13 protein-coding genes and 1 pseudogene are annotated in these 16,855 nt (G+C 54.3%); 7 read left to right on the top strand and 7 right to left on the bottom strand.

The genetic code is table 11. The features are described from left to right. The first annotated feature begins 49 nt into the window (after positions 1-49). From parC to ACJJID_RS14845, 3 genes are all read left to right on the top strand, one after another. Positions 50-2,299 (top strand): DNA topoisomerase IV subunit A, encoded by a 2,250-nt coding sequence (parC, locus tag ACJJID_RS14855; protein WP_444920142.1) that lies wholly within the window; start codon positions 50-52, stop codon positions 2,297-2,299. Between the two features lie 134 nt (positions 2,300-2,433). After that, positions 2,434-2,898 carry a MarR family winged helix-turn-helix transcriptional regulator gene (locus ACJJID_RS14850; protein WP_444920141.1) on the top strand — a complete coding sequence of 155 codons (465 nt, stop codon included), beginning with the start codon at positions 2,434-2,436 and terminating at the stop codon, positions 2,896-2,898. Beyond that, a complete protein-coding gene (locus tag ACJJID_RS14845) occupies positions 2,891-3,970 on the top strand; it encodes an HlyD family secretion protein (protein WP_152455015.1) in 1,080 nt (359 codons plus the stop codon). Before ACJJID_RS14850 ends, ACJJID_RS14845 begins: the two co-directional genes overlap by 8 nt. A gap of 150 nt (positions 3,971-4,120) precedes the next feature. On the opposite strand, the gene ACJJID_RS14840 is transcribed toward ACJJID_RS14845, so the two are convergent. From ACJJID_RS14840 to ACJJID_RS14830, 3 genes are all read right to left on the bottom strand, one after another. Beyond that, entirely contained in the window at positions 4,121-4,543 is a 423-nt protein-coding gene (locus ACJJID_RS14840; protein WP_152455013.1) for a DUF2147 domain-containing protein, read from the bottom strand. 328 nt (positions 4,544-4,871) lie between these two features. Next, on the bottom strand, positions 4,872-5,474 hold the full coding sequence (locus ACJJID_RS14835; RefSeq protein WP_444920140.1) for a zeta toxin family protein: 603 nt from the start codon (positions 5,472-5,474) through the stop codon (positions 4,872-4,874). Further along, the gene (locus ACJJID_RS14830; protein ID WP_444920139.1) at positions 5,461-5,700 is read right to left on the bottom strand and encodes a hypothetical protein; all 240 of its coding nucleotides are present in this window, start codon (positions 5,698-5,700) and stop codon (positions 5,461-5,463) included. The genes ACJJID_RS14835 and ACJJID_RS14830 overlap by 14 nt, the downstream gene beginning before the upstream one ends. Positions 5,701-5,876: 176 nt before the next feature. Here ACJJID_RS14830 and ACJJID_RS14825 point away from each other — a divergent pair. After that, positions 5,877-5,981: pseudogene (locus tag ACJJID_RS14825) on the top strand (replication initiator protein A); the annotation flags it as partial. A gap of 43 nt (positions 5,982-6,024) precedes the next feature. Here ACJJID_RS14825 and ACJJID_RS14820 read toward each other — a convergent pair. Further along, positions 6,025-7,491 (bottom strand): protein adenylyltransferase SelO, encoded by a 1,467-nt coding sequence (locus ACJJID_RS14820; RefSeq protein WP_444920138.1) that lies wholly within the window; start codon positions 7,489-7,491, stop codon positions 6,025-6,027. 70 nt (positions 7,492-7,561) lie between these two features. Further along, entirely contained in the window at positions 7,562-9,040 is a 1,479-nt protein-coding gene (locus ACJJID_RS14815; RefSeq protein ID WP_444920137.1) for a Ppx/GppA phosphatase family protein, read from the bottom strand. A 237-nt stretch (positions 9,041-9,277) separates the two neighbouring features. On the opposite strand from ACJJID_RS14815, the gene ppk1 reads away from it, so the two are divergent. Then, positions 9,278-11,329, top strand: a complete 2,052-nt coding sequence (gene ppk1 / locus ACJJID_RS14810) for a polyphosphate kinase 1 (RefSeq protein ID WP_444920136.1) — start codon at positions 9,278-9,280, stop codon at positions 11,327-11,329. An 89-nt stretch (positions 11,330-11,418) separates the two neighbouring features. Here the strand turns inward: ppk1 and ACJJID_RS14805 are convergent, their stop codons facing one another. Together ACJJID_RS14805 and aceK are read right to left on the bottom strand one after the other, a co-directional pair. Continuing rightward, positions 11,419-11,922, bottom strand: a complete 504-nt coding sequence (locus ACJJID_RS14805) for a hypothetical protein (RefSeq protein ID WP_152454983.1) — start codon at positions 11,920-11,922, stop codon at positions 11,419-11,421. A 56-nt stretch (positions 11,923-11,978) separates the two neighbouring features. Then, complete coding sequence (aceK, locus tag ACJJID_RS14800; protein ID WP_444920135.1) at positions 11,979-13,733, bottom strand: bifunctional isocitrate dehydrogenase kinase/phosphatase; 1,755 nt, start codon at positions 13,731-13,733, stop codon at positions 11,979-11,981. 168 nt (positions 13,734-13,901) lie between these two features. Between aceK and ACJJID_RS14795 the strand changes: the two genes are divergently transcribed. Continuing rightward, positions 13,902-14,510: a MarC family protein gene (locus tag ACJJID_RS14795; protein WP_152454979.1), complete on the top strand. Its 609-nt coding sequence runs from the start codon at positions 13,902-13,904 to the stop codon at positions 14,508-14,510. 460 nt (positions 14,511-14,970) lie between these two features. Continuing rightward, entirely contained in the window at positions 14,971-16,854 is a 1,884-nt protein-coding gene (locus ACJJID_RS14790) for a diguanylate cyclase (RefSeq protein ID WP_444920134.1), read from the top strand. Position 16,855 lies beyond the last annotated feature (1 nt).

The following is a 16,855-nucleotide window of genomic DNA, read 5'->3' as shown; positions in this document are numbered from 1 at the left end:
CCCCAGTCCGCCATAATCCGCTCTTTCCGAATCGAATAACGAGTGCTGTATGACCGACACCTCTGTCTATGAGGCCACAGAGCGCCTGCCGTTAAAGGAGTACACCGAAAAGGCGTACCTGGATTACTCCATGTATGTGATCCTGGATCGTGCCCTGCCGAACATCGGTGACGGCCTGAAGCCGGTGCAGCGGCGTATTGTCTACGCTATGAGCGAGCTGGGCCTGAAGAATACCGCCAAGTATAAGAAGTCCGCGCGCACCGTCGGCGATGTGATCGGTAAGTACCATCCCCACGGCGATAGCGCCGTGTATGAGGCGATGGTATTGATGGCACAGCCGTTCAGCTACCGCTACCCATTGATCGACGGCCAGGGCAACTGGGGCTCCCCGGATGATCCTAAGTCCTTCGCCGCCATGCGTTATACCGAGTCACGTATGGGTAAATACTCGGAAGTGTTGTTGTCGGAACTGGGCCAAGGCACGGTGGATTGGCAGCCGAATTTCGATGGCACCATGGATGAGCCCTGTGTGTTGCCGGCGCGGGTGCCGAATATCCTGTTAAACGGTACCACCGGTATTGCCGTGGGTATGGCCACCGATATTCCTCCGCACAATTTGCGCGAAGTGGTCAACGCGACGGTGGCACTGCTGGAAAACCCCAAGGCCACGGTGGAAGAGCTGTGCGAGCATATTCTCGGCCCGGATATGCCCACCGAGGCGGAGATTATTACCCCGCGCGAAGATATTCGGAAGATTTACACCAGCGGTCGCGGCTCTATCAAGATGCGCGCCCTGTGGAGTAAGGAAGACGGCGATATTGTGATTACCGCGCTGCCCCATCAGGTGAGCGGCGCCAAGGTGCTGGAGCAGATCGCTCAGCAGATGCAGGCGAAGAAATTGCCGATGGTGAGTGACCTGCGCGATGAGTCGGATCACGAAAATCCCACGCGCTTGGTAATTGTGCCTAAGTCCAACCGAGTGGAGATGGAATCGGTGATGAATCACCTGTTCGCTACCACCGATTTGGAGCGCAACTACCGCGTCAATATGAATATGATCGGTATCGATGGCCGCCCACAGGTGAAGTCCCTCGATAAGATCCTGCGCGAGTGGCTGACTTTCCGCGCCACCACCACCCGCCGCCGTTTGCAATTCCGCCTTGATAAAGTAGAGAAGCGTCTGCATCTGTTGGCCGGCTTGTTGGTTGCCTTCCTCAATATCGATGAAGTGATCGAGATTATCCGTACCAGCGATGAACCCAAGCAGGAGCTGATGGATCGCTTCGAGCTGACGGATATCCAGGCGGATTACATCCTCGATACCAAGCTGCGTCAGTTAGCGCGATTGGAAGAAATGAAAATCCGCGGCGAGCAGGCGGAGCTGGAGAAAGAGCGCGATACCCTGACCAAGACCCTGGATAGTGAGCGCCGCCTCAAGACCCTGATCAAGAAAGAATTGCTGGCTGCGGCCAAGGAGTTCGGCGACGAGCGCCGTTCCCCCATTGTGGCCCGCGAAGAAGCCAGGGCGTTTAGCGAATCTGAGCTGCTGTCTTCCGACCCCATCACCGTGGTGGTTTCCGAGAAAGGCTGGATTCGTGCGGCCAAGGGCCATGAGATTGATGCGGCGGCGCTGAGCTATAAGGCTGGAGACAACCTTGGCTTTGCCGCACGCGGCAAGAGTAACCAACCCGCGCTGTTGCTCGATAGCACCGGGCGCAGTTATTCCATCGCCTCCCATACCCTGCCATCGGCGCGGGGCCAGGGTGAGCCACTGAGTGGTCGTATCAACCCCCCTTCTGGAGCGACTTTCAAGGGGTTGTTGATGGGGTCGGACGACCAGCGGGTTCTGTTGGCCTCCGATGCGGGTTATGGTTTTATCGCCAGGCTCGCCGATCTGCAGTCGCGCAACAAGTCGGGTAAGGCCATGTTGACCCTGCCTAAAGGCGCGCAGGTACTGCCGCCACAGTTGCTAGACAGTCCAGAAGAAGCGCTGCTGGCGGCAGTGACCTCAGAGGGGCGCATGCTGGTATTCCCTGTCACAGAGCTGCCGGAATTGTCGAAAGGCAAGGGCAACAAGATTATCAATATCACTGCCGCGCGGGCCGCAAGCCGCGAGGAAGTGGTGGTGGGAATCGCCGTGTTAGAGGGTAAAAACCAGCTGGTCGTGCATGCCGGTAAGCGCCATACCAAGATCAAGATCTCGGAAATGGAGCACTACCGCGGTGAGCGCGGCCGACGGGGCAACAAGCTGCCACGGGGCTTCCAGAAGGTCGATAGCATCGAGGTGCTGGAAAAATAAGCCAAGCAGTGATGCGGCAGAGCCAAAGCGGTCGTTACGACCGCTTTTTTATTGCCAGCTTTTTATTGATAAGCCGCGCATTGATGAAATAATAAGCAGGCTTATAATGAGCGCCCTCAAAAAAGGGAGAGACTATGTCAGGGATGGGCGAGTCAGGAAAAGACAGCGCAACCGAGATGAGCTTTGCGCTGCACAGTGCGGCACGCCTACTGCGGCGTAACTTTGACCGCCGCGCAAGGGATCACGGCCTCAGCGATGCCCGCTGGCAGGTGCTCTGGCACCTGACGCGAGAGCAGGGGCTGAAGCAAACTGCACTGGCGGGGCGCCTGGAGATTGCGCCGATCAGTCTGGCGCGCCTGCTCGATAAGCTGCAAGGCGAAGGGCTGGTGGAGCGGCGGCCCGATCCGCAGGATCGGCGCTGTTTCAGGATTTATCCCACCGATTTGGCCCAGCCGGCGATGGCGCTGCTGGGTGATTTGGCAGAGGAGACCCGCAATCACGCCCTGGATGGCTTTACTGCGGCGGAAATAGGGCAACTGCAGGCGCTGCTCGGGCGGCTGCGCAAGAATTTGATAGGCGAAGAGATTGAATGTGACTGAAAAGCTGCACCTGAAGCTAAAGCCGAGCGCGATGCGCAAGCTGGGGGGCGCCCTGGGGTTGGCGCTTGTCGCCCTGGCGGCCGGCTGGAGCCTGTATGGCGGCGGCGATATCGTCGAGACGCAAAACGCCTATGTAAAGGCGGATAAGGTCTCCCTGGCGCCGGAAGTCCATGGTGTGGTGACCAAGGTGCTGGTGAGTGCTAATGAGCCGGTTTTCAAAGGCCAGCTACTGATTCAAATTGATCGCACCGCCTATGAACTGGCGGTGACAGAGGCCGAGGCGCGCCTGGCCCAGGTGCGCAATGACCTGCTGGCGCGCCGCGCCGAATATGCCGAGGCGGATGCCGCCCTGCAGCAGGCGCGCAAAGATGCAGACTTCTACCGGCGCCAGCTGGAGCGCAATGAAAAGCTGGGCAAGGTGGCTTTCTCTGAGGCGGAACTGGATAGCGCCCGCCAGCAACTGGAGCGTGCCCGCGCACAGATCACCATCAATGCGGAGAAACTCTCCAGTCTGCGTGCCGAGCTGGGCGGCGACCCCAGTGTGGCCCTGGAAGAGCAGGCTGATCTCAAGGTGGCTCAGGCGCAGTTGGACAAGGCCAATTATCAGCTGTCGCGCACCCGCATTATTGCGCCTATGGATGGTGTGATCGCCAATACCCTGCCACAGGTCGGAGAGATGGCGACTGTCGGTGAGAGCCTCCTGTATATGGTGGGCACTAGCGGCCTATGGGTGGAAGCCAACCTCAAAGAAACCGAACTGGCCAGGGTGCGCACAGGCCAGCAGGCGGAGGTGACCCTCGATGCCTACCCGGACTTTGAATGGCAGGCCCAGGTGGACAGCATGAGCCCGGCTAGCGGCAGTGAGTTCTCGCCAACCCCGCCGCAGAATGCCAGTGGCGAATGGCAAAAGGTAGTGCAGCGGGTGCCGGTGCGCTTGCGCCTTTATCCCCTCAAGGATGCGCCGCCGCTACGCGCAGGGATGAGTGCCAAGGTGCGTATCGATACCAGTGAAGATGCCAAGGTGGTTTCCGCGCGCGCCTCTACCGGTGAGAGTGGCAGAGTGGTTCTGTAGAAAAAGAGAAAAACAGGAAGAGTTGGGATTTGCGCAGAGCGCAGAACTAGCGGAACTAAGAGGGGCTAGTCATTTAAATCGGACTAGCCAGCGACTACTCGCTAGAAAAAAACTAGAAAAAAGAAAGGCCCGCATTGCGGGCCCTGTATTTTACTCTTCGACTCTGTACCAGGTCTGGGTACGGTAGAGAAAACCGAGGTAACCGCGCACTTTCAGGGTGTTGTCGTTTTCCAGCCAGAACTTGCAGTCGTACACCTTGCCTTTCACCGGGTCCATAATTTCCCCGCCTTCGTATTTTTTGCCTTTTTTCACCATATTGGTGATCACGTCCATTCCTACGATAGGCTTGCCCTTCAGGTCGCCAGGACAGTTCTCGCAAATGGTGTCATTGGGTTTCAGCAACAGCTGGACGATCTTGCCGAAGTACTTGCCGTCCTTTTCATAAATTTCCACGATGGATCTGGGCTTGCCGGATTCGTCATCGATAGTGCGCCACTTGCCTACAACATCTGCGGCATTGGCCTGCAGGGCGAACAGCAGGCCAAATGTGGCCAGAAGCAGGTTTCTTATCATTTGTAGGTTTTCCTCTATTCAGTGGGTGACCCAGATCTTACAGGAAGTCACTTGCAGCGACACCGCATAAGTCACCATCGGGTAAAAAAATAACCGCATACAGACGACATTTGACCGCAAATCCCGGTAATTTGTTCGCAAGTTGTACCATTTTGGTTACTAAGGGTACTCAATAAAAGATTTGCCAGAATATGACAGCTGTTGAGGCTGTGTGTGAAAAATGTGAACAAAACAACCGTGTCTTTCTCTAGAACTGGCGAATTTATTCTCAAGGTGAGGGAGTGGGTCGAATAGCCTATAGCCTACGCCGACCCAGGAGAGAAGAAGGCTACCAGGAGCCCTGATCGTTGTACTTGTCCATAAAGTAGGTTTTAACCCATGGCGTGCCGTTTACATAGCTCACTAAGTCTCTGTTCTTCACTTCAGCGACCAACTTGATTCCGTCCTCAGAAGTATTGTCAAAGATTAGGGCATGATCGGCGGCCATGGCAGCATCGAACAGCATTTCCATGGTTCGCTTGTAGCGGGAGAGGATCTTATCGACGGGAACGGGATGACCACCTTTTTTAACTCGGTCAGCCACACGGGCCACGTTCTTCTGAGGGTCATTGATGCCGACGAAGAGAAGCATCACTTCAAAGCCATCGGCCTTAGCTTGGACCATGTACTCAATCTTGCTCGGGTGACTCATCACCGATTCGAAGGAGTGACTTGTTTTCGTCTGGCGCAGATTGTTGCGTTGAGCTTCAGCAATCTTTTGCGCTGCCTTCACCCTTTCCTGATCGCTCCCTTTGAGGCGAGCCGCAATCTCATCGGGATTTATATAAACGCCGAAGTCTAAACCTTCAGACATCAGCTTATTTGTTAGTGTGCTTTTGCCGGACCCGTTTGGTCCAGCAATCAATATCATCCTTGGCTTACGCTCCGCCATCCTCAGTCTCTCCCTTGACTACTCGCTGCTCGGTTCCATCTGGCAGCTTCTTGGTTATTACGGTTCTACCTTGCTCGTCTTCGCTCACAACCTCACAACCTGCGTCGAGCGACTCCTGCCGGGCTTCTTGTCCAGCTTTGCGAGCAATATCTGCAATTTCAGCCGTTGATACCTCGCTGAAGTCTCGAAGCTTGAACTCATCTTTCTTTGCGGGTGAACTAGCCATTGTTGACCTCCGTTGTTTCCCTAACTCAAATCTTACGCTCATAGCCAGCTCCTCGCTAGCGGCTGTTAGGAGGTGTCTTTCCTTTGGTCAAGAAACTGTCCTGACCATAAAGTTCTACGTGATCAAACTTGATCGTTGCACATTTGACACAAAAGTTGCTTGAAGCTTTGCCGACAATGGTAATTCGGAGCGCTGACGGCCGCGCGATCATGCAGGACAAGGATGTGCTGATGCATTGCATTGGTCAGGTGGTTGAGGAATTGAACCGGAGCCGCGAAGTTTCCCTACATATGGTGATTGCGGCCCATGATTTTTTAGGTCACTTTAAGAGCTACAGCTCAACGGGATACGCTTGCCGGATTCCGGTGGGGCGCTGGCCCAGACTTCGTGCTGAGGATGTTCGTCAAATGGGCTCTGCAGTAGCTGGCGCAGGGTACGCAAGGGCTGGTAATCCCCGGCTTCGGCAGCCTCGATAACCTTCTGTGCCAAATAGTTACGCAATAGGTATTTGGGGTTTGCTGCCAGCATGGCTCGGTTGCGGGCGCAGGAATCACTGTGCTCGCGCGCCAGGCGTCGGTCGTAGTGCTCCAGCCACTGCTCGAGAGCACTGTGCTGGGCTTCGGCGAGACATTCCTGAAGTCCTTGGGCGGGGCGCTCGCCGCGGTAGTGGGACAGGGCGCGGAAGAAGCGGGTGTAGTCCGCTTCACCTTGTTGTAACAGCTGCAGTAGATCGGCGCACAGCGCCTGATCGCCATCCTCCTCGGTGGTAAGCCCCAACTTGGCGCGCATTCTCTCAGCATAGGCTTGGGTCACCAGGGGTTGGAACTGCTCCAGGCAGTCGCGCAGCGCCTCCACACTGACAAAGTCGGATAGAGCGTGGGCCAGGGCATTCAGGTTCCAGAGCACCACGCCGGGCTGCTGCTCGAAGGCATAGCGACCGGTATGGTCCGAATGATTGCAGATAAAGGTGGGGTCGTAGTCATCGAGAAAGGCATAGGGGCCGTAGTCAAAGGTGTCGCCGATGATCGACATGTTGTCGGTATTCAGTACACCGTGGGCGAAGCCCACCGCTTGCCAGCCGGCCACCAGCTCGGCACTGCGTTTGGTGGTAAAACGCAGCATGGCTTCGGCCTGCTCGCCGACATTGAGCCCTTGGGTATTGGGAACAAAACGCCGGCAAATCTCACCGATAAGCTGTTGCTGGGCCTGTAGTTGCTTGGTGTAAAACAGGTATTCGAAGTGGCCGAAGCGCACATGACTCTCGGCCACGCGGATCAGCATGGCGCCTCTTTCAATTTGCTCGCGGGTCACTGACTCGTCGCTGCCGACGATACTCAACGCGCGGGTAGAGCGAATGCCCAGGCCACTTAAGGCCTCTCCGGCGAGATATTCCCGAATGGTGGAGCGCAACACCGCGCGGCCGTCACCAAAGCGGGAGTAGGGGGTTTGGCCGGCGCCTTTCAGGTGCAATTCCCATTCTTTGCCCTGGTGCCCTATCTCCCCCAGCAGCAGGGCGCGACCGTCACCCAGATCCGGGTTGTAGACGCCAAACTGATGGCCTGTGTACTTCATGGCGAAGGGGCGGCTGCCCTGAAATAGCTTGGCACCACAGCCCAGTTGGGCCCAGTCGGGATTGGTCGCCTCTGAAGCATCGATTCCGAGTAGCTGCAGCACCGCGGGGTTGATATCGATTAGCTGTGGGTGCTTGAAAGGCGTGGGGGCGATACGGCGGCCAAAAACATCGCCCATATCGGCGTAGTGGTGGCTGAGGGTAACTTCTCTGAGCTTCATAGGTACTGATTGTAGGTTGCAAATGGCTGCGGGCTCGCTCTAAATCGGGCCCTTGAATTGGCTGAAAAGATTAAACCGCCAGTAGGCGCAACGGACGATTCTGCGATTGCCAATGCTGCTCCTCCTGGTAGAGCAGCTCTTCGATGGCGGGGCTCTTGTCGAGCCAGTCCCGCGCTATCTGCAGGCGGAAGGCGTCTCCTTGGTCTGCCAGGTTAACACCCTGCAGAGTGCGCTCCGTGCGGTCGCGGTGAATAATACAGGCCAGGCGCAGGCACAGCAGTAAATCCGGGCTCGGGTGGAAACCATAGTGTTCTTTAGGAGGCTTGATGGTGCCGCGCTGGTTGCGCACCAGATAGGCCAGGTGTTCCTGCTCACCATTGGAAAATCCGGCCATATCCGCGTGCTTGATCATATAGGCACCAAGTTTTCGGAAGCTGCTGTGGGTAAGCGCCAGTCCTACTTCGTGTAACTGGATGGCCCAGCGCAGCCGCTGCCTGCCCTCGAGTGGAAATTCGGGGCGGAGTTGCTGCAGCAGTTTAAGTGCGGTGTCGTTGACGCGGCGCACCTGGTTTTGATCGATCTGCCAGCGCTGTACCACGGCGTCTACTGTGCTGGCGCGGCGATCGCCACCGTGCAGTCGCCCCGCCAGGTCGTGCACTATGCCCTCGCGGATGGCATAAGGGGAAACTTCCATACGTTGGATATCCAGCTCACAGAAGATGGCATGCAGGATTGCCAGGCCAGCGGCGAATACAGGGCGTCGCTCCTCATCGAGATTGGGCAGGTCCAGTTCGGCGATATGCTCCACCTGGGAGACTTCTTCGGCGAGCCGGTTGATATCCTCCCGCAGGATATCCGCCACTTCCCCTCCATTGAGCACCCGGGAAACCGCTTTCACACTGCCCGAGCAACCGATTACTTCCGCCTCGGCTGCGATGTGCTGTAGCTCCTGCAGCTCTGCACGGGCGGCACGCTGTGCGCGCTTAAAATGGTTGACGGTGTTTTCGCTGATTAAGCCATCGGCAAAAAAACGTCGGCTGTAGGAAACACAGCCCATGTTCAGGCTTTGCAATTGTTGAGGGGCTTCGCTACCGCGCACCAGTTCGGTGGAGCCTCCGCCGATATCGATGATGCAGCGAAGCCGCGGTGGACCGTCGGCAGCGGCCATTACTCCACTGTAAATTAGCCGCGCCTCCTCAATGCCGCTAATAATTTCCACGGGCACGCCGAGAATTGACTCGGCCTCTTCGAGAAAGCCATCGGCATTGGCCGCGGCGGCACGGAGGGTATTGGTGCCGACGACGCGAATATGATCGGCCGGCAGTTTTTGTAGTACCGGCTGGAAGCGGGTAAGGGCGGCCAGGGCGCGCTCAGACACCGCCGGGTCCAGGTGGTGATGGGCGTTCAACCCCTCCGCCAGGCGCACCATCGCGCGGTCTGTATGCAGGCGCACCATACGCTGCCCACGGAATTCTGCCAGTAACAGGTGGAAGCTGTTGGAACCGAGGTCGAGCGCGACATAGCGTTCAATCGGTGTTTGTGTAGGCATCCTGGCACCTGCTTAAATTTATAGAGCAAACCGCTCCTGCACTTGCAAAATCACCAAATAGTTTTGGTTAGTGCGAAGTACCCTGTGGGTCAAGGAGAGCTGCACGAGTTTGTTTTGAGAGAGCTCGGCTTGCGCTAAGTATACCCCTGTCATAGAGATTTCGTCTTTTTGTGGGATTTTATCCCGGTCGATCTTGTTATGATGTTTGAACTGGTAATTATGTGAAATGGTTTTCCGATGCCGAGTGATATCCCCCTCTTCCCCAAAGAATTGAGCTGGTTGTCCTTTAACGAACGGGTGTTGCAGGAGGTGGAAGATGAGAGTGTACCCATTATCGAGCGGGTACACTTTCTGGGTATTTTCTCTAATAACCTGGATGAATTTTTTCGGGTGCGAGTGGCCGATGTTCGTAGACTCACGGCATTTACGATCGGTGAGGAACAGAAACAGCACTTTTCTGACCTGCTAGGGCAAATTAATAGTCGGGTATTGCAGCTGCAAAGGCGCTACTCCAAAGCCTATGCCGAAGTGCTCTCGGTCCTTGATAAGCACAATATCCACATTGTCCGGGAAACCCACCTGAATGAGCAGCAGCGGGCTTTTGTCGAAGAGTACTTTCACCGCGAGGTGCTGCCAGAGTTGGAGCCTTTCTTTATCGATGAGCGCAATACCATGCCGTTGCTCAACGAAAAGAATATTTATTTTGCAATTACCCTTGCATTAAAAGGTAACCTGCGGCGCTATGCCGCTATGGAAATTCCAACGGATACCCTCTCGCGCTTTGTGGAAATTCCGGCGCGCAAGGGTAAGCGGGAAAAAGTTTATATTGTTCTGGATAATATCATTCGTGCTTGCCTGATGGATGTGTTTCGTCATGTGCTGCCGATCCTCTCCGCTCAAGCTTATATGTTTAAGATCAGCCGCGATGCAGAGTTGGAAGTCAGTGAGGAGGTTACCCAGAATATTGTGGACCGCGTTGAACGCTCTCTTAAACAGAGAAAATATGCGGACCCGGTGCGCCTGGCCTATGATGCGGAAATGCCCAAAGCACTATTGGGGCTGGTGAAGAAAAAGTTAAAAATGGGCCGCTATGATAGCTACACCCCAGGTGGGCGTTATCACAATTCCAAAGACCTGATGGGTTTTGCCAGTGACTCACGCAGTCATCGCTACAAGCGCATGGCGCCATTGCCTACCCTGCCGGTCAACGAGAGTATCTTTGCACAATTGAGGCTAGGGGATCAGCTTTTCTATTATCCCTACCACGATTTTCGTGCGATCACCAATTTCCTCGCGTCGGCAGCCATAGATCCCAAGGTCAGGGAAATTCGTATCAGCCTGTACCGGGTGGCAAAAAATTCACGGGTGGTGGCCGCACTAATCAATGCGGTGAGAAACAATAAAAAAGTGATTGCCGTAGTGGAGCTTAGGGCGAGCTTCGATGAAATGGCCAATATCCACTGGTCTCATGAATTGAGAGAAGCTGGTGTTCAGGTGGTCTACGGAATACCGGGTCTGAAAGTACATGCTAAATTAATTTCTGTGGTGCGGCGGGAGGAAGGCAAAAACCGTTTTTATACTCATTTGGGCACTGGTAATTTCAATGAAAACACCGCTCGTATTTATTGTGATTTTAGCTTGCTGACTAATGACCAGTCGGTTGGCCGTGAAATATACAATGTATTTGAATTTATGCGCTCTCCAGATAAGCGGCCTGTTTATAGAAATATCATTGTCTCACCATTTAATCTGCGCAATTCCTTAGAAGAAGCTACTGAGCGGGAGATAGAAGCGGCCAAGGAAGGGCGTGAGGCTGGGCTGTTTTTTAAATGCAATAACCTGGTCGACAGCCAGGTGATTGAGCAACTCTATAGGGCCAGTGCAGCAGGGGTAAAAATAAAATTGCTGATTCGCGGTATGTGTTCGCTAATCTGTGAAACTCCCGGACTGTCTGACAATATCCAGGCTATCAGCCTGGTCGATAAATACCTGGAACACGCGCGCGTGTACATTTTCCATAATGGTGGCGAGGAGATTATGTGGATGTCCTCAGCTGATCTGATGAAGCGCAATTTGGACCAGCGGGTGGAGGTCACCTTTCCGGTATCCAACCCGGAGCATCGCAAGACCATCAGGCATATTATGGATTTGCAGTGGAGCGATAATCAGAAAGCGAGAATTTTGGATGCCACGCAGAGTAATACCCGCCTGGCCAATCGAGAGGGAAAAAGTTGTCGCGCCCAGGATGCTATTTACGGTTACCTGAAACGCCTCGGCCAGGAAGATTAATCCAGTGTGGAGGCCGATAAATTAGAACGTTAAGGCAGGGTATTCCTGATTGATATCTGACGATGGCTCATTTGTGGCTGGCCGAGTCGCTATCTCACTGGGCTGAAGCCCACCAATTTGCCACGGCTGAATGAGAAGCGGTAGCGCTGCCCTATGCGCAATTGCTCGGCGCAGGGAGATTGAATAATCATACGCGGATACTGCGGGGTAACGACCCAGGTTTGGAAGTCATTACCGGGTCCGCGTCCGATTAAGTAATAGTAATTCCCTCTTCTGCAAAAGGCGCTCGGCGCACAGCGTTCGCTGCCCCACACATAGGCCAGTACATCGTATTGCATTGGCACACTGGTTTTCTCTTGAAATGGCTGACGCTCACTGCCGGTAAAGGTATACAGGCTGTCGAAAGGAATCTGGCGAAATCCTTGCGCAGGGGTTGCACAGCTGACGACTTGAGGCTTTCCGGTGATACGGGCGTGAGGAGGCGGTGCCTTTTCCTTGCCGGGGATGGTCATTTCGCTGGGCAGATAACCGCAGCCGCTGGCCGTTAATAGAGCCAGGGCCGCGAGGGTTGCGGCCCATGCAAATATGCGCACTGTTCACCTGTTCGAATTGTGGGGGCCTCCTACCAATATAGCCATAGTTTGCGCGCTTATTTGTTCCGTGCGATGGCCGGGGCGCGGCGGTGAAAGCGCCATTTGCGTCGGTAGGGGAAGGCACTTTCCACGTGTCCGGCGCGGATTCGATCTTGCAGACGTCTCCAATAACGATAGTCGTAGAGATCGCTGTGTAGCCTCTCAAAAGCGGAACGCGCGATGGGGTTGCCAGAGAAGAACAGGCGAAATTCTTCTGGGAAAACATCTGCCTCATCCACGGTGTACCAGGGTTTATCCGCCAGCTCCTGCTCGGGGGTTTGCGCCTCGGGAATCTTGCGGAAGTTGCATTCGGTCAGGGGGCAAAGTTCGTCGTAATCGTAGAAAACCACACGGCCGTGACGGGTCACACCAAAATTCTTGAGGAGCATGTCGCCGGGAAAGATATTGGCTGCTGCCAGCTGCTTGATGGCATTGCCATACTCCTCCATGGCCTCGCGGGTTTCCTCCTCGCTGGCGTTTTGCAGATAGAGGTTAAGGGGTTCCATACGCCGCTCAACATAGAGATGCTTGATGATCACCCATTTTTCATTAATGACCAGTTTGGAGGGCGCGACCTCCTGCAGTTCACGCAGCAACTCCTCGCTAAAGCGATTGCGATAGAAGATGAAGTTGGTGTACTCCTGGGTATCGGCCATGCGCCCAACCCGGTCGGAGCGGGATACAAATTTGTATTTATCCCGCACAATTTCTTCCGTGACGGTTTTGGGGCGGTCGAAGCGGTCCTTGATGACTTTGAAAACCACAGGATAGGAGGGCAGGGTAAATACACTCATCACCATGCCTTTGATACCGGGGGCGATCACAAACTGGTCGCTGCTTACCTTCATATGCGCCAGGATATGGCGATAGAATTCCGTCTTGCCGTGCTTGTGGAAGCCGATGGAATTGTACAATTCCGACTTTTCCTTGAGCGGCATAATGGTGGAGAGGAAGCGTACAAAGCGCGAGGGGATAGGCGCATCCACCATAAAATAGGAGCGGGTGAAACTGAAGATGATACTGGCGGAGTCGTTGCTGTGCAGCAGGGTATCTACAAAAATGCCGCCGCGACCGTTATTCAAGCAGGGCAGAATAATGGGCACCACTTCGCCATTGAAAATCATACGCCCAACCAGATAGGCGGCCTTATTGCGGTAGAAAACTGACTCCAGCATATCCACACGCAGTTGTTTCTCATTCTCCAGGTTGGCCAGCGGTGCCTCGCGCAGGGCCGCGCAAATATTTTCTATATCCCGCTGCATGTTTTCCCAGGGGGCGGAAAAACTGAAGTCTTTGAGGATGTCCTCGATCATGTATTCGAGTCCATCACGCCCGCTGTAGCTGATATAAATACTGTAATCCCGCAGCGGTTTGTCGTCTGGAGCGCGTGAGGGCTTGACGAAAATATTTCTGTCGTGAATATCTGCGTGATGGAACTGGCTGCAAAATACAGAGTTAAAGAAGGTTTCTGCGATCTCGTAATTACTGTGATTGGCGATCAATTGCGCGTAGGTGGCGCGGGCATCTCTCCAAAGTTCCAGCTGGCTGGTGTCTTTACTGGTCACCGAATGCACCAGTTTGAGCACCTGGTTGACCTTGGTTTTGTATAGGTCAATACGCTCCTTGTTGGCATCATGAACGGCCTGCCAGGAGGCGGTCTCAAAGCGTGCCTTGGCGCCTAGAGTGATGTTCTGGTAGTCTGCGAAATACGCATCAAAACCATTCAGGATGGTCTTAGCGATGCGGCGGGCGGTCGGTGAGTGATTTGTCATGCACTAGACTTGGTTTCTGGGTTACAGGTTAAGCATTTGTCCGGGGGAGCTGTTTTGGGCGGCTGGCGGGAGTATCCCGTGCCTTTCCAGATTCTACCGCCACGGCGCTTGCCGATCTCCCCGCGGCAGGGAATAAGCGGATAGTAGCACGGCACGCCGGAGTACCAATTGAACGATTGGATCAGTAGTTTTGTCTTTTTCTTTGCGGTGATCGACCCGGTGGGCACCCTGCCGGTATTTATTGCGGTCACTTCCCGTCATGCCGAATGGCAAAAACGTAAAATCGCCTGGTTGGCGGTATTGGTGGCCGCCGGCATCTTGTTGTTCTTTTTGTTGGCTGGCCAGTTCCTGCTGGAAGCTATCGGTGTACCGCTTTCCGCCTTCCAGGTAGCCGGTGGGGTGGTGCTGTTCCTGTTCGCCCTCACCATGATCTTTGGCGATAGCAAGCCCGAGCAGGAGATGGAGATCGTTCGCGAGGGTCATGAGACTGCCATATTTCCACTGGCGGTGCCCTCCATTGCCTCGCCGGGCGCCATGTTGGCGGCCGTGGTGCTCACTGATAACCATCGTTTCGACATGATGCACCAATTCAATACCGCCACTGCCATGTTTGCGGTGCTGGGCATTGTGCTGGCGTTGCTGCTCACTGCGAACTGGATATACCGCTTTATCGGTGATGCCGGCGCCAGTATTGTCAGCCGGGTGATGGGGCTCATCCTCGCCTCAGTAGCCACCACCAACGTATTGCTGGGGATTCAGCAGTTCTTTTCCATCTAAGTCCTCTAGGCTTGGAATAATAAACACCCCGAAAGCCTGTCGGGGTGTTTACCTGGGGTCACTGACCGACCCGATTTGAACATTACCTAGGGCTACTTTTCTCCCATTACTGAGGTCTTGTTAAATAACCCCACTACTGCAAAAAGTCATGTAATCAACTTGAGTACTGTGGATCGAGGGTTTTTAGCAGTCGACCATTTTACTGGAAGTAATGCGGCTCATTCCGAAAAGCATATTCACTTTTTTACAGACTATCCTGAATATAAAAGCTTTATACGGTAAGTATCTTTAAAGTACTTTTAAGACGCTAAGGTAGGGCTGTTTGGTAAGTTAAATGCGGCAACCTACCTATTAAAAAGTACTTTTTACCCAGAATGTCCCAGGTTGAGTGAGAGGGTGTCATTTACTGCTATAGGGTAAGCATTTATAACGGTTAGGTTTATTCCCGCGCGCCAGGATTATGAAAGACAGAATAATAAGACAGCGGTTACTTAATTTATGGCATGCTGTTTTCAAATCTTGGTACTTTCGTCCCGCTTTATGTGTCTTCCTACTTCTCTTTATCCATACGATTTTTTTATCCAATGCGCCGGTCTGGGCACATGCGCCCCTGGATGTAACTCTTAGCGAGAACGGCGAAAAGTCCACCGGTCTCCATGCCATCTGGCATGACGAGAGTGGTGAGAGCGATATTTATACTGCGCGACAAGCTAATGAACTTGGAGAGTTTCGCACTCTGGAGACGGCTGGCTCCACAGGCCTAAGTGCCGGTGTCTTCTGGTCTCATTTTACTCTGCGCAATCGTGACAGCCAGCCTACAACCCTCCATATCGAGTACGTTGACCACCAGCTGGTGGGTTTACAGGCTTTCAGTAGGGAGGCCGCTAGTGGTGATCTCTACCGCGAGATCAGCCACCTCTCTATTTACGAACCTTTTGCCAGCCGGCAGGTGGCCCATAACCGCTTTGTTTTTCCAATTACCATTGCACCGGGGGCCACTCAGGAGTTGATGGTGAGGTTCGATGTTGGTGATTTGGGCGTGGCATTTCCCAGCCTGCGTATCTGGAGCCCTCAGGCGTTGCAACAGAACAGTAAAGGCGAAACCAGCTTGATTGCGTTTCTGTTTGGGGGCTACTTCCTAATGGCACTCTTCGCCTTGGTAGGAGCGATCGCGATTAAGGAGAAGATTCTCTATATCTACTCTTTTTACTGCGCCAGCAAAATTCTGGTGTGGGGTACGGTGTTGGGATATACCCACCAATACCTGATGACAGCCAGCTCCCACTGGGGTTACGCCTCACTGAGTGGAGCTGTGGCGATTATGGCCGGGCTTGTTTTTGCGCGGACATTTCTCGAAACCCGTCAGTTCACTCCAAAACTGGATTTTCTTTTGCAGCTGATGATGCTCAATGCCGCTTTCCTGATCGGTTGTGTGCTATTGGGGCTAAAGGCCCTCTCCCAGATCTCAATGATCATCGCTTTGCTGTGTTACCCAATAGTGGTTCCCATCGCTATGACTCGCTGGCGCCAGGGGGAAAATGCCGCAGGGGTCTTTGCCTTGGGCTGGGCCACCCTGGTACTGGGATTACTGGTGCAGGCAATGCGCGATCTCGGCTTTGTGGTACACAACCCGGTCAACTACTACTGGCCGCCGGTGGCCTCCTTTGTGGAGATGCTGGCGATCATGGGCGCGATTGGTTTAATGGTGCAACGCCTGCGCCTGCAGAAGGACAGAGCGGAAAAAAAATATCTGCAGCAGCTGGAAATTTCCAAGTCCGATCTGGAAGAACTGGTGCAGTCTCGCACCAGAGAATTGGAAGCAGCCAAGACCAGGGCGGAACTGGAGGCGCGCACAGACCCCCTTACCGGTATTCACAACCGGCGCAGCTTCTTTGAAGAGTCTAATCGGCTGCTCAAGCTGGCTCAGCGTAAGGGAATTCCCCTGGGCATTTTGATGCTGGATATCGATCGTTTTAAATCCATTAATGACCGCCACGGTCATCTGATTGGCGATCAGGCCCTCTGTGCCACCGCAAGGGTGATTTCTCAGCATGTACGCGAAGTAGATGTGTTTGGCCGCATAGGCGGTGAAGAATTTGCACTGCTGGTCAGCGCTGATGGTCCGGGCACATTGGTGGTCGCCGAGCGAATCCACAGGGATATCGCCAAGATTATGATTAAGTCTGCCCAGGGCCCGGTGCAATTTACCGCTAGTATTGGAGTGGCGCAGTTGCGAGGGCAGGGCGATGTGTTGGAGCTATTACAGCATGCCGACAACGCCCTCTACCGAGCCAAAAGGAGCGGGCGCAACCGCGTGTTGGAGTATGAAACTGTGGAATCCTGAA

The sequence above is a fragment of the Microbulbifer sp. CnH-101-G genome (assembly GCF_052466775.1).
Note: the sequence above shows the minus strand (reverse complement) of the source record. Positions and strands in the feature narration are given on the sequence as shown.